The sequence below is a fragment of the Melioribacteraceae bacterium genome (assembly GCA_035362835.1).
Lineage (GTDB): Bacteria > Bacteroidota > Ignavibacteria > Ignavibacteriales > Melioribacteraceae > DSXH01.
On the sequence record DAOSDY010000003.1, the window covers coordinates 311,331 to 324,453 of the forward strand.

Consider the following 13,123-nt stretch of genomic DNA (forward strand, 5'->3'; position numbering starts at 1 on the left):
GTTTTGATTTCGAAGTATAAAAATTTGCGGACGGATACAGAATAATGAAGATCGGTAATCTTGATATTGAAAAAAAACTCTTCTTAGCTCCAATGGCTGAGGTGACCGATGCCTCTTTCAGAAAAATTGCTAGAGAGAACGGGGCGGGGTTTACTTTTACTCAGATGGTTAGTGCCGCAGGTGTTGTAAATAACAATTTTGAAACATTAAGACTCCTCTCATTTAATCGTTCCGAAAAACCGATTGGCGTTCAGGTCCTCGGAAACAATCCCGATATACTCGGAGAAGCAGTAAAAGAAATCGCAAAACTTAAACCCGACCTAATCGATCTGAATTGCGGCTGTCCTGTTGATAAAGTGGTTAGTAATAATATGGGCTCAGCCCTTCTGGAAGATACTAAGACTATCGGCAGGATCGTTAGGAAGATGACCGATTCTTCAGGCGGAATTCCGATCTCTGTGAAACTCCGTTTAGGAAAGGATAAGAGCAATATAAATATTCTTGAAACTGCTAAAGCGGCAGAAGCAAACGGGGCTTCTCTTTTATTTGTTCATGCCCGTACCAGAGCGGATAAATATGAATCCGAACCTAACTGGGAATGGCTTAAAAAGGTAAAAGAGAATTTGAGTATTCCTATAGTAGGTAACGGCTCAATCTTTACGCCTGGCGATGCCAAAGAGATGCTTGATCTTACAGGTTGCGATTCCGTTATGGTTGCCAGAGGTGCTCTCGGCAATCCCTTTATTTTCAACAGGTTTAATAATCTGATAAGTACAGGAATTGATCCGGGTTTACCGGAACCTGGATTTGTTAAAGATGTACTTCTCAGACAAATCTCTTATCTTCACAAAGAGTTCGGGGAAATTCTCTGTATCGATAAGGCTAAAAAGCATTCTATCTGGTATTTCAGGTTTTATCCGGGCATTGACCATTTCCTTGAAAAAGTTTTTTCACTTAATGATCTGGCTTCAATCAATTCTCTGATTGAAGAACACTCGGAGAATATTATAAAAGGAAATTTTAAAGTAACTGAATTAAGCGACATCAATAAAAAATTTAAGAAAAAAGTGCTCTTCTGGTTAACCGATATTGATGCAGAAATTCTCGGTTAGTCATTTGTATGCACAAATGAGTTTTACATGAATAAAGAAATAATTATCAGTTCCTCAACTTCTCAAAACAGAGTTGCTATTACGGAAGACGGCAACCTGGTCGATTTCTTCGTCGATCATCCCGAAAAACAGAGAATGGTTGGCGATGTTTATCTGGGCAGAGTTGCAAGAGTCCTTCCCGGAATCAGAGCGGCATTCATCGATATAGGGCTTAAGCACGACGCATTCCTTCACTTCTCCGATATAGGTGAACGCACCGAAGCATTGCAGGGCATATTTGACGACGACGACGATGATGAATCCGATAAATCTCCCGAACGGCAGAATACTCAATCCTCTCCGGATCAGATGAATCAACCGACTCTCGAGTTGCCAAAACCTGAATTAAGAGAAAGACAATCAACAAAACTCCATAAGGGACAGGAACTTCTAATTCAGATTTTGAAAGAACCGGTAAAAGATAAAGGCGTACGTGTTACATCTTCTGTCTCAATTCCGGGTCGCTTTTGCGTCCTTCTTCCAATGGATAACAAAATAGGTGTCTCTAAAAAGATTGCCGATTTCCGTGAAAGAAAGAGACTTAGAAGAATCGCACGCGGAATAATTCCTTCGGATTGTGGACTTATTATTCGCACTGCCGCTAAAGATCAGGATGAGGAATCTCTCTCGGCCGATTTGAAATACCTTGTTAAGATCTGGGCGGATCTTCAGGAGGATGCTAAAAAACTTGATCCACCCTCGCTCCTCTATAAGGATTTAAGCACTACTGTAAGCGTTATCAGAGATCTCTTTACGCCTGATGTTTCAAAAGTCTTTATCGATTCGAAAAAATTATTTAAGGAAATCAGGAATTATGTCCAGTTCATTCAACCCGGACTTATTGAACGGATTGAATTGTACAAGGACGACCGTCCGATATTCGAAGCATTCAAGGTCGATGAACAGATTAAAAGTCTGATGCGGAGAAATGTTGCCCTCCCCAGCGGCGGCCATATTGTAATAGACCATACCGAAGCGATGACGGTTATTGATGTTAACAGCGGCCGTTATGCTGCAAAGAAAGATCAGGAACTTAATTCTCTTAAAACCGATCTTGAAGCTTCCAGGGAAATTGTAAGGCAGCTTCGGCTCCGTGATATCGGCGGATTAATTGTTGTTGACTTCATCGATCTCGAAGATGAAAAGAACCGTAAAAAGATATATGACGAATTGAAAAAAGAATTCAAAAAAGATAGAGCGAAAACCGCTCTCCTGCCTATGACTGAATTTGGACTTATGCAGATTACTCGTGAACGTGTGAGGGAAAATATTGTTCAATCGATGACAGAAGTATGCCCTTATTGCCAGGGGACAGGATTAATGACTAAAAAGTCGAACCTTATGCATGAAATTGAAGCATGGCTGAAACGGTATAAGATGGAGGGTAAATTTAATTCCTTGATCCTGCGTGTTCATCCGTCTCTGGGTGAAAAATTAAATCAGGGATTTATTTCAACATTGAAGAAAATTCAACTAAAGTATTTTGTTAAAATTACTCTCGACCAAAGTGAAAAAATAAATCCCCAGCATTTTAGATTTGTTGCTAAAAAAACCAATGAAGATATTACAGATGAATTTGCGTGATTGTAAGGTGAACCGTAACAACTAAAATCAATTTATTTTTACTTAAATTTATTCGTTGAAAAACCGACAAATATTGTAAGGAGTGGTTAAATGAAGTTTTTTATCGATACTGCAAATATCAATCAGATTAAAGAAGCTGCATCATACGGTTTGCTCGACGGTGTTACTACCAATCCTTCTCTTGTAGCCAAAGAGGGAAAAAATTTTAAGCAGCTGCTTGAAGAGATAATTAAGATAGTTGACGGACCAATTAGTGCTGAAGTTGTGGCAACGGATTTTGATGGGATTATGAAAGAAGCCGGCGAACTTGCCAAGATTCATGAAAACATTGTTGTTAAGGTCCCGCTTATTAAAGAAGGTATTAAAGCTGTTAAAGCACTTCACGAAGAGGATATCCGTACCAATGTTACTCTCTGTTTCTCGGCATCCCAGGCACTTCTGGCGGCCAAAGCAGGAGCAACTTACATAAGTCCTTTCGTTGGAAGGCTCGACGATATCAGTCATAACGGTATGGACTTGATTAAACAGATTGTCCAGATATATAAAAATTATAATTATAAGACTCAGGTGCTTGTTGCCAGTATCCGTCATCCGCTTCATTTGGTTGAAGCTGCTTTAATGGGTGCCGACGTTGCAACAATGCCGTTCGATGTTATCGAAAAACTTTTTAAACACCCTCTGACCGATAGCGGTCTTGAGAAATTTTTAAGCGACTGGAAAAAACTAAATCAAAAATGAAAATGAAAAAGACAAAATTTTACTCGATCCACGAAAAACTTGGCGCTAAAATTGTCGACTTTGCCGGATTCCAGATGCCGGTTCTCTATTCTTCAATAATTAATGAGCATAAGGCAGTTAGAACATCGGTTGGAGTATTCGACGTTTCCCATATGGGGGAGATTTTTATACGCGGGGATAAAGCGCTCGACTTTGTTCAGCACATCACAATTAATGATGCATCCATCCTGATAGACGGAAGAGTTCAGTATTCGGCAATGTGTTACAAAGATGGCGGAATAGTTGACGATCTCCTTGTCTACAAAATTTCTGATAAAGAATTTATGCTTGTTGTAAATGCATCCAATAAGGATAAGGATTTTGTCTGGATGAAAGAGAATAATCCGTTCAATGTTTCTATTGAAGATGAAAGCGACGAATATTCTCTTCTCGCAGTTCAGGGCCCGAGTTCAAAACAGGTTATTGAAAAAATCTGCGATAAACCCCTGGATCTTGAATACTATCATTTCTTTAAGGCAAACGTTGCCGGCGTTGATATGATTCTCTCAAGAACAGGTTATACGGGCGAAATCGGCTATGAATTATATTTTAAGGGCGATGAATCTGTTGCACTAAAAGTCTGGAATGCTTTGTTTGAGTCCGGAAAAGAATTCAATATTCAGCCGGTTGGACTTGGCGCCCGCGATTCGCTCCGCTTAGAGATGGGTTTCTGCCTCTACGGTAACGACATCGACCAGACCACAAACCCCCTTGAAGCCGGCCTGGGATGGATTACAAAACTGAAAAAACCTTCTTTTATTGCCAGAGATGTTTTATTGAAAGTGAAAGAGGAAGGTCTTAAAAGAAAACTGGTTCCGATGATTTCGGAGGAAAAAGCTTTCCCGCGCCACGGTTATGATCTCTCTCTTAACGGTAAAAAAATAGGTCATATTACAAGCGGTACGGTCAGCCCGGTTATCGACAAAGCGATTGCACTCGGATATGTTGATTCGGAATATGCAATAGAGGGAAATCAAATTAATTTTTTAATCAGAGGTAAAGAAATTCCGGCGGTCATAATCAAACTGCCGTTTGTGAAAAAATAATATGAAAATAAATGTTTTATTCTCCAATATTAATCTGGACGAACTCTACTTCACAGGAAAAACCTGTGTTGTAATAGATGTATTACGCGCATCAACTGTAATTGTAACCGCACTTGCCAACGGCGCAAAGGAGGTTATTCCCGTTAATACGGTAGATTTTGCGGTTAAAGTATCCGGCGATGCTTTCAGAAGCCAGACAATACTCGGCGGAGAAAGAAATACAAAGAAGGTGGAGGGTTTTACGCTCGGTAATTCGCCTCTGGAATATACTCCCGAAGTTGTATTGAATAAATCGATCATACTCTATACTACAAACGGTTCAAGATCAATCGTTAAAGCGAAATTTGCAGAGAATCTGTTCATTGCTTGTTTCAATAATATCGGTGCGGTTGTAGAACATCTTACATCATTGAAAAAAGATGTCGAGATTATATGTGCAGGTACCAACGGTGGATTCAATATGGAAGATGCTGTTTGTGCCGGAAACATAATTGCGCTATTGAATTCTAATAAGAATGAAATTCAGCTTTCAGATTCTGCAATTGCCTGCGGTCTTCTTTATAAAACTTACTCAAAGAGCATCTTAAAAATGCTAAAGAATACCGAACACGGAAAACTGCTGATTGAAAATGGATTTGCTAGTGACATAAAAGAATGCGCAAAAATTGATGCTGCGGAAATTGTCCCTTTTTATAATTCGGGTGTAATTAAAAAAAATGATTTGAATAATAAGTAGCTTAGTCGGGCAATAATTTATCAGTAAATGAATGCCAAAAAAAAATAACACAAAAGAAAATAGAGCCGAAGGGAAGGAATATTTTGTTGTATCTCCGGCTAAGAAAAAAAAGCTGCTTGGAATTTTTCTTATAGTATTTGCACTGCTTATTTTTTTAAGCGTACTATCTTATTCCCGTTACGACGATTCCTCCTTTTCCTTCCGGTTTACCGATTTATTCAATATCTTCAGTTCCAATCCGGAATTGAGGGATAAAGCTGCCGATACTCATAACTGGCTCGGAATATTCGGTGCATATATTTCAAACTTTTTCATCCATTCGACCATCGGATATTTTTCGCTGATCTTCCCGGTTATCATGTTTGTATGGGGCTATGCAGTAATAAAAACGAATATTTATAAACTTGCAATCTACACTACAAATTTCCTTCTTGTAATGGGAATTCTCCTGGCAACATTTTTCGGAATGCTCAGATTTACTCCCGAGATCGGTTTATTTACCGATATCTATGAACTCTCAGGAAATGTAGGCGCGTTTTTCGGAATAGCCGTTGGAAAATTGCTCGGCGGACTCGGCAGCATAATATTTCTTCTGGCAGCTATGGTTGTAACTCTTATAATTGCTTTCGATATAAGATTTGGCGCAATCCTTGCTTTCATAAAAGGATTATTTCAATCGGATGGGAAGGAAGATTTTGAGGAAATACCTAAGTCTGATGAAATTGTTAAGTCCGATGAGAACCTGGCTAAGATAAAAGACTTGCGAAAGGAAAGTAAATTGAAATCCCTTTTTACTGATGCGGATGATGCAGAAGGGGAAGATGAGACGATTCCGGAGACAAGGATTAGAATTGTTAAGAAGGATGAACCTGATAAAATAATTGAACCGGAGCCGCTGAAAGAAAACGAACCGGCTAAACAGAAAAAAACTGAATCTGCCAAACAGGATAAGCATAAAAGTGAGGAAATCCTTCCCGCAATTGATAAAGAAGCTGAAGCTTCTCTTCCGGATCAGTGGAATGAAGAAATCAAATTCATTCCGCCTAAAATTGATCTTCTTGTTCCCGCAGAAGATGAAGAAGTTAAAGTTCACGAAAGTGAATTGAAAAGAAATGCAGAACTTCTGAAAGAGAAACTCGCATTATTCGATATTCAAATTGAAGATATAACGGTTACACCCGGTCCGGTAGTAACTTTATATGAGATAGTACCCGCACCCGGAGTAAAAATAAGCAGAATAGTAAGTCTTGAACATGATATCGCTCTTGCACTTGCTGCGCGTGGCATCAGAATTATTGCCCCTATTCCCGGTAAGAGTGCTATCGGTGTCGAAATTCCTAATGCCAAAGCATCAATTGTCAGGGCACGATCTGTAATTAGTAAGTTGAAAGAAGCTAAAGAGGAATTACCCCTTGCTCTGGGTAAAACAATTTCAGGCGATGTTTATATAACGGACCTGGCTAAAATGCCTCATATGCTGATTGCGGGATCAACCGGTTCCGGAAAAAGCGTTGGCATTAATATGATTATCAACAGTCTTTTGTATGCCAAACACCCTTCCGATATAAAATTTGTTATCGTAGACCCTAAGAAGATAGAACTCTCATTCTATAAGAAACTTAACAAGCATTACCTTGCTGTATCTCCGGACCTGGAGGAGGAGATTATTACAAATCCTTCTAACGCTCTGCTGGCTCTTAAAGCGGTTGAGTACGAAATGGAAAAGAGGTACGACAAGCTTGCTAAAGCAGGTGTAAGAAATATTGTAGATTACAATAAAAAAGTGCTTAACCCTAAAACCCGTCCGAAAGATACCGAGGAAATGAAGCACTATAAATTGCCATACATAATTGTGATAATTGATGAGCTTGCGGATTTGATGATAACATCCGGCAAAGAAGTAGAAGAACCGATTGCACGACTTGCACAGTTAGCTCGCGCCGTCGGAGTTCATCTTATACTTGCAACACAGCGTCCTTCAGTTAATGTTATTACCGGAGTAATTAAAGCGAACTTCAGCGCCAGAATGGCCTATCAGGTTGCAACCAAAATCGATTCCAGAACCATCCTTGATATGAACGGAGCCGAACAGCTTCTGGGCAGCGGCGATATGCTCTTTCTACCGGGCGGTATGCCCAAGCCGATCAGGATTCAGAATGCTTTCATTTCCACTGAAGAGGTGGAACGGGTTACTAATTTTATTTACGCTCAGGAGGGATTTTCCAAACGGTATTTCCTCCCTTCAATGTTTGAAAAAAAGAAAGCTGATGCGGGAAGTTTTCTATCCGATCTCGATCCGATGTTTGATGAAGCTGCCAGAGTTGTTGTTAGACACCAGCAGGGATCGGTCTCCCTGCTTCAGAGAAGGTTGAAACTTGGTTATTCGCGTGCTGCCAGAATAGTGGACCAGCTGGAACAGGCCGGTATTGTTGGACCTTCGGAAGGCAGCAAAGCCAGAGAAGTAATTGTTGAGAACGAAGAACAACTCGAAACTATCCTTAGATCTTTATAATACTATGAGATTTAAAATTTTTTTATTCGTTTTTATAGCCCCGATTTTATTTGCCCAGTCCGGGAATGAGATACTAAAAAAAGTCCAGGCAAAATTTAATTCGATTACCAGTTTCAGTGCTGGTTTCTCCCAAAGTATTTTCGGTCCCGACGGAAAACCTGCCGGTAAAGAGAACGGCACTTTCGTTTATAAAAGGAAAAATAAATTTATTGTCGATCAGAAAAGGGGAATGATAATCTCTGATTCGGAATCGGTCTGGAATTACGATAAAAAAAATAAAAAAGTAGTTATTAGTACATTTTTTGATGAACCCACTTCTTTCTCAATTGAAAGATTTATTTTCGATTATCCATCGCAATGCAGAGTTAAATTTGTAAAAGAAGAATCTTCTGATCTCGAAAAGGTTATATTATTAACTCCCCGCGATGAGCAACTGGATTTGAAAGAGATAAAAATCTGGATCAATAATTCGGATATGGTTGTAAAATTGCAGATTGTTGATCTGATCGATATGAAATACATTTTTTCATTCTCGGATATAAAAGAAAATCCTGAAGTCTCAGATCTAAAATTCAATTTTACTCCTCCAAAAGGGACTAAGATTATTGACTTACGCTGATAAAAATAAAATTATCTTAAAACGATTAACGGGTTATCTCCTGCCGGTTATCTTAACTTTCCTATTCCTTTATCTCGCTTTTGTAAATGTCGACCTTAATAAATCATTCTCCCTCATTACAAATGCTTCTGTTCTCTGGCTTTTTGTATATATCATAGTTTTTTTCATCTCCCATTTTATTAGAGCTTTGCGCTGGAAGATTATGGTTAGACCTGTTAAGGAGGATGCTTCCACATTTAATTTGTTTGGTGCGGTAATGATCGGGTATGGAGTTAATTGTGTTATACCCCGGCTCGGCGAGGTCTATCGCGGCTTATTCATCGGTAAGTGGGAAGGAATCTCGCGGTCCACTATGTTTGGTACCGTTATTATCGAAAGAATAATCGATACCGGTTCATTTGCCCTCGCTTCTCTTATAAGCGTTTTTCTTTTTCCGGGGAATCTTTTTAATGAAATATTATGGCTCAGGACATCATTGATAATCGGATTTGCCTCAATTCTTCTGATAACAGTTTTCATTGTGATCATTGTAAAGTACGAACAGAAGTTTACCGTTACGATTGTTAATTTTATCGCCCGTTTTAACAAACGTCTTTCTGAAAAACTTTCCAGCGTCTTCTCAACACTTATTAGCGGCTTTTCAAGTATACGCGGATTTGCAAGTATTCTTAATGTCGTAATTTATACTATAATCATTCTACTCCTCTATGCACTTAATTCATATGTCGGTTTCTTTATGCTCGATATGCAAAATTACGGGGAAATCAATTTTGCAATGGCTTGGGTTTTTATGACTATCAGTGCTTACGGCGTTGTTATCCCTACTCCGGGCGGTACTGGTTCCTACCACATTATTTCTATATTTGTTTTAACAAATCTGTACGGATTTGAATACGAACTGAGTGCGGCTTATGCTCTTTTAACGCATTTTATTTCCTATTTTGTTTTTATCGGTTCAACTATCGGTTCTATTTACCTGATAAACAGAAACCGTGAAAAAAAAGGGATCAGCAAAGAAAATTTTTATTCTGTTTTTAATATTTACCCGGATCAAAAATGAAAAAAATTCTTATTCTGTTTCTTTTGTTGCCTGTTTTGAATTTATATGGACAGTGGGATTTCGGTATTTCAATGGGGCTCGATTTCAAATCAGCTCCAACATACAGGGATTATATTAATTTTAATTTTGCTCCGCCGGACAACAAATTAAAATCATTTAACAGCTCTGTAAATTTCTCTGGCGAAGCAGGATACTTATTTAATAATTCGTTTCAGATCGGATTGGAATACAGCATTGTAATCGATTCCTATAATTCACCGCTCGGCTCAGGCGGGATTTATGAAATTTCTTATCTTATGCACAGACCGAGTGTAATTGGTTATTATGTTATCAGCGGGGCCGGGTATAAATTCAAATTCGGCGGAGGTCTCGGTTTGAGGTTTGTCTCCCTTAACGAAGAAATAATTACGAAAAGCGAATATGAATCATCCGGATGGGGATTTTTAATTAAAGGAGAAGCCAATACTCTTTTAAGCAGTAATCTTTATGTCCTTTTAGGACTCGATTTTCGTTACGATCTTCCGGGTGAACTCTCCTCAGATGTAAATAAAAAGATTACGAATTTTGCAACCGGCGAAGTAGTGAATCTTAACGCGATCTCTATAGGCGTTAAGCTTGGAATCTCATATCTTCTTTAACGGAATTCTATGTCAATACTTGAAGCAATAATACTCGGAATTATTCAGGGCTTAACAGAGTTTATCCCGGTTAGCAGTACTGGTCACCTTACTGTAACCGGTAAACTGATGGGACTTATTTCGGAATCTAAACCCGAAAGATGGACCGCTTTCATTGCTGTTATTCAAATCGGAACTCTTGCCGCTGTACTAATCTATTTCTGGAAAGATCTTGTAAATATTTTAAAAGACTTCCTTCTGGATAATTTCATTAAAAGAAAAAAAATCCGTGATCAGAATCAGAACTCTATAATGGGCTGGTTTTTAGTTCTCGCCACAATACCGGTTGTAATTATCGGGTTAGGCTTTAAAGACATAATTGAAGGGGTGCTGACAAAAAACTTATTCGTGATAGCCGGAAGTCTTATTACACTTGCTCTAATTCTTGCAGCAGCTGAGAAATACGGTAAGTTCGACCGTCATGCTTCGGATTTCAAGTGGTACGATGCGCTCCTGATCGGAATTGCTCAATCGGTTGCGCTTATTCCCGGTTCTTCCAGATCAGGTACAACAATTACAGCGGCAATATTCCTTGGATTCAACCGGGAGACAGCAGCCCGCTTCTCGTTTCTGATGAGTATTCCGGCTGTTGCGGCAAGCGGATTACTTCAGCTCTATCAGGCTTTGGAGTATATAGATTCTTCGGGACTGATTAACCTGATCATTGCAACGTTTGTATCGGCAGTTTTCGGATATCTTTCGATCGAATTTTTGTTGAGATATTTAAGAAGAAAATCAACATTTGTTTTTATAGTATACCGGATTCTTGCAGGTCTGGTAATACTGGTTTTAATTTACTCGGGAATTATTCAACCATAAGGAGTAATTATGATTAAAAAAATATTTGTTCTAATTATGATTTCACTTTTTATATCAGCCTGTTCAAATAAAAATGAAAATTTAAAATCAGAAGAAAACAAACAAACAATAGAGAAAGGAGATCAATTGGATCAGTTAATGGATTTGAAGAATAGCGAAAAATTGATTGCAGCCATTGAAACTAATATGGGCACATTCGAAGTAGAACTTTATGCGAGAGAAGTGCCTAAAACTGTTAAAAACTTTGTCGGCCTGGCTTCTAAAGGATACTACAACGGGGTCATATTTCATCGTGTAATAAAAGACTTCATGATTCAGGGCGGCGATCCTACCGGTACTGGAATGGGCGGAGAAAGTATTTACGGCCCTAAGTTCGAAGATGAATTTGTACCTTCGTTAATGCATGATTCACCGGGCATTCTATCGATGGCCAATGCCGGTCCTAATACGAACGGCAGCCAGTTTTTCATAACAGTGGTACCTACACCGTGGCTGAATGCCCGTCACTCCGTTTTTGGTAAAGTGATTAAAAATATGGATCTCGTAAATGCAATAAGTCAGGTGCCTACAAATAATATGGACAGGCCTCTGGAAAATGTTGTAATGCAAAAAGTAACTGTTGAGAAAAGAGCGTATTAATTAATGCAGCCCAAAGAATTTTTTACCTCCAGATGGGGATTAATTCTTGCAACGCTCGGTATTGCAGTTGGAACGGGCAATATCTGGCGATTCTCACGTGTCGTTGCTCAGAATGGCGGTGGATCGTTTTTAATTCCCTGGGTTGTATTTCTTCTAATCTGGTCTGTGCCCCTTATAATTGCCGAATTTGCTCTTGGCAAATCGACCCGACTTTCACCAATCGGTGCAATTGGAAAAACCGCGGGTAAAAAGTATGCCTGGATGGGAGCGTTTATTGCTTTTGTTTCCACCGCTATTATGTTCTATTATTCAGTGGTAGCAGGCTGGTGTATCCGTTATTTTATATCCGCCTTCTCCGGTGATCTTTTTAATACGTCGAATCATCTGGAATACTGGAATAATTTTTCCACGGGCGGTATGCCGCTTCTTTATCACCTGATTGCAATTTTGATTGGCGGAATTGTTATTTACAGGGGTATCGTTAAAGGTATAGAAAAGGTTAATAGAATTCTTGTCTCTTCATTATTGATTATTCTAATAATTCTGCTTATTCGTGCTGTTACACTGCCCAATGCATTCGAGGGAATTAAGTATCTCTTTACTCCCCGTTTGGAATTTTTGCTCGATTATAAAGTGTGGCTTAATGCACTTACACAAAACGCGTGGGATACAGGTGCGGGCTGGGGACTTATTATGACTTATGCTGTCTATATGAAAAAGAAAGAGGATGTAGCACTTAATGCTGCATTAATCGGTTTCGGTAATAATTCAGTCTCCCTGATAGCCGGAATAACAATCTTTTCAACTGTATTCGCACTTAGTTCGACCGATGCGATGGTTCAGATTTCACAATCAGGTCCGGCCAATACCGGGTTAACTTTCATATATCTCCCTCTGCTGTTCACAAAAATGTCCGGCAGCATTCTACTCAATACAATTTTTGCTTCTCTTTTCTTCCTGGCATTGTCTTTTGCTGCGTTAACATCGCTTTTTTCGATGATGGAATTGGCAACCAGCACAATAATTGATTTCGGCTTGTCTCGGAAAATCGCGATAGTAATTGTTGGTGTTGCAGGATTTACTTTTGGAATACCTTCAGCGTTAAGTATGGACTTTTTTATTAATCAGGATTGGGTGTGGGGAGTAGGTTTAATACTGAGCGGGGCTTTCATCGCATTTTCATTGATTAAATACGGCGTCGATAAATTCCGTATCGATTTTATTAATGGTGAAGGAAGCGATATTTTTATAGGTAAATGGTACAATTATATTATAAAATATCTGGTTCCTGTTCAGGTTGTTATTTTACTCTCCTGGTGGCTTATATCATCGACTACGTGGGACCCTGAATGGTGGAATCCGTTTCATGTGGAAAATCTTGGTACTTGTCTTGCCCAATGGTTCTTAGCTATTTCTGTTTTTGTTCTGCTTAATAAATTTTTTGTTAAATATATTCTTGAGTCGGAAAGGTAATATGGAAACTTGGATAACTGCTTTTTTTGT

General features: G+C 39.0%; 12 protein-coding genes. All 12 read left to right on the forward strand.

Translation table 11 applies throughout. The features are described from left to right. Positions 1–44: 44 nt before the first annotated feature. Positions 45–1,112 (forward strand): tRNA dihydrouridine synthase DusB, encoded by a 1,068-nt coding sequence (dusB, locus tag PLZ15_12500; protein ID HOI30568.1) that lies wholly within the window; start codon positions 45–47, stop codon positions 1,110–1,112. A gap of 27 nt (positions 1,113–1,139) precedes the next feature. Beyond that, positions 1,140–2,735 (forward strand): Rne/Rng family ribonuclease, encoded by a 1,596-nt coding sequence (locus PLZ15_12505; protein ID HOI30569.1) that lies wholly within the window; start codon positions 1,140–1,142, stop codon positions 2,733–2,735. A gap of 90 nt (positions 2,736–2,825) precedes the next feature. After that, positions 2,826–3,473, forward strand: coding sequence for a fructose-6-phosphate aldolase (fsa, locus tag PLZ15_12510; GenBank protein HOI30570.1), 648 nt, complete (start codon positions 2,826–2,828; stop codon positions 3,471–3,473). Between the two features lie 2 nt (positions 3,474–3,475). Beyond that, a complete protein-coding gene (gene gcvT / locus PLZ15_12515) occupies positions 3,476–4,558 on the forward strand; it encodes a glycine cleavage system aminomethyltransferase GcvT (protein ID HOI30571.1) in 1,083 nt (360 codons plus the stop codon). Position 4,559: 1 nt separating this feature from the next. Then, positions 4,560–5,294: a 2-phosphosulfolactate phosphatase gene (locus PLZ15_12520; protein HOI30572.1), complete on the forward strand. Its 735-nt coding sequence runs from the start codon at positions 4,560–4,562 to the stop codon at positions 5,292–5,294. Positions 5,295–5,325: 31 nt separating this feature from the next. Further along, positions 5,326–7,806 carry a DNA translocase FtsK 4TM domain-containing protein gene (locus PLZ15_12525; GenBank protein ID HOI30573.1) on the forward strand — a complete coding sequence of 827 codons (2,481 nt, stop codon included), beginning with the start codon at positions 5,326–5,328 and terminating at the stop codon, positions 7,804–7,806. Positions 7,807–7,810: 4 nt separating this feature from the next. Beyond that, the gene (locus PLZ15_12530; protein HOI30574.1) at positions 7,811–8,425 is read left to right on the forward strand and encodes an outer membrane lipoprotein carrier protein LolA; all 615 of its coding nucleotides are present in this window, start codon (positions 7,811–7,813) and stop codon (positions 8,423–8,425) included. Continuing rightward, positions 8,412–9,485, forward strand: a complete 1,074-nt coding sequence (locus PLZ15_12535) for a lysylphosphatidylglycerol synthase transmembrane domain-containing protein (GenBank protein ID HOI30575.1) — start codon at positions 8,412–8,414, stop codon at positions 9,483–9,485. The genes PLZ15_12530 and PLZ15_12535 overlap by 14 nt, the downstream gene beginning before the upstream one ends. Further along, on the forward strand, positions 9,482–10,123 hold the full coding sequence (locus tag PLZ15_12540; GenBank protein HOI30576.1) for a hypothetical protein: 642 nt from the start codon (positions 9,482–9,484) through the stop codon (positions 10,121–10,123). The genes PLZ15_12535 and PLZ15_12540 overlap by 4 nt, the downstream gene beginning before the upstream one ends. Positions 10,124–10,132: 9 nt before the next feature. Then, complete coding sequence (uppP, locus tag PLZ15_12545) at positions 10,133–10,981, forward strand: undecaprenyl-diphosphatase UppP (GenBank protein HOI30577.1); 849 nt, start codon at positions 10,133–10,135, stop codon at positions 10,979–10,981. Positions 10,982–11,107: 126 nt separating this feature from the next. Next, positions 11,108–11,620 carry a peptidylprolyl isomerase gene (locus PLZ15_12550; GenBank protein HOI30578.1) on the forward strand — a complete coding sequence of 171 codons (513 nt, stop codon included), beginning with the start codon at positions 11,108–11,110 and terminating at the stop codon, positions 11,618–11,620. A 3-nt stretch (positions 11,621–11,623) separates the two neighbouring features. Beyond that, positions 11,624–13,093 (forward strand): sodium-dependent transporter, encoded by a 1,470-nt coding sequence (locus PLZ15_12555; protein ID HOI30579.1) that lies wholly within the window; start codon positions 11,624–11,626, stop codon positions 13,091–13,093. The last annotated feature ends 30 nt before the right edge of the window (positions 13,094–13,123 follow it).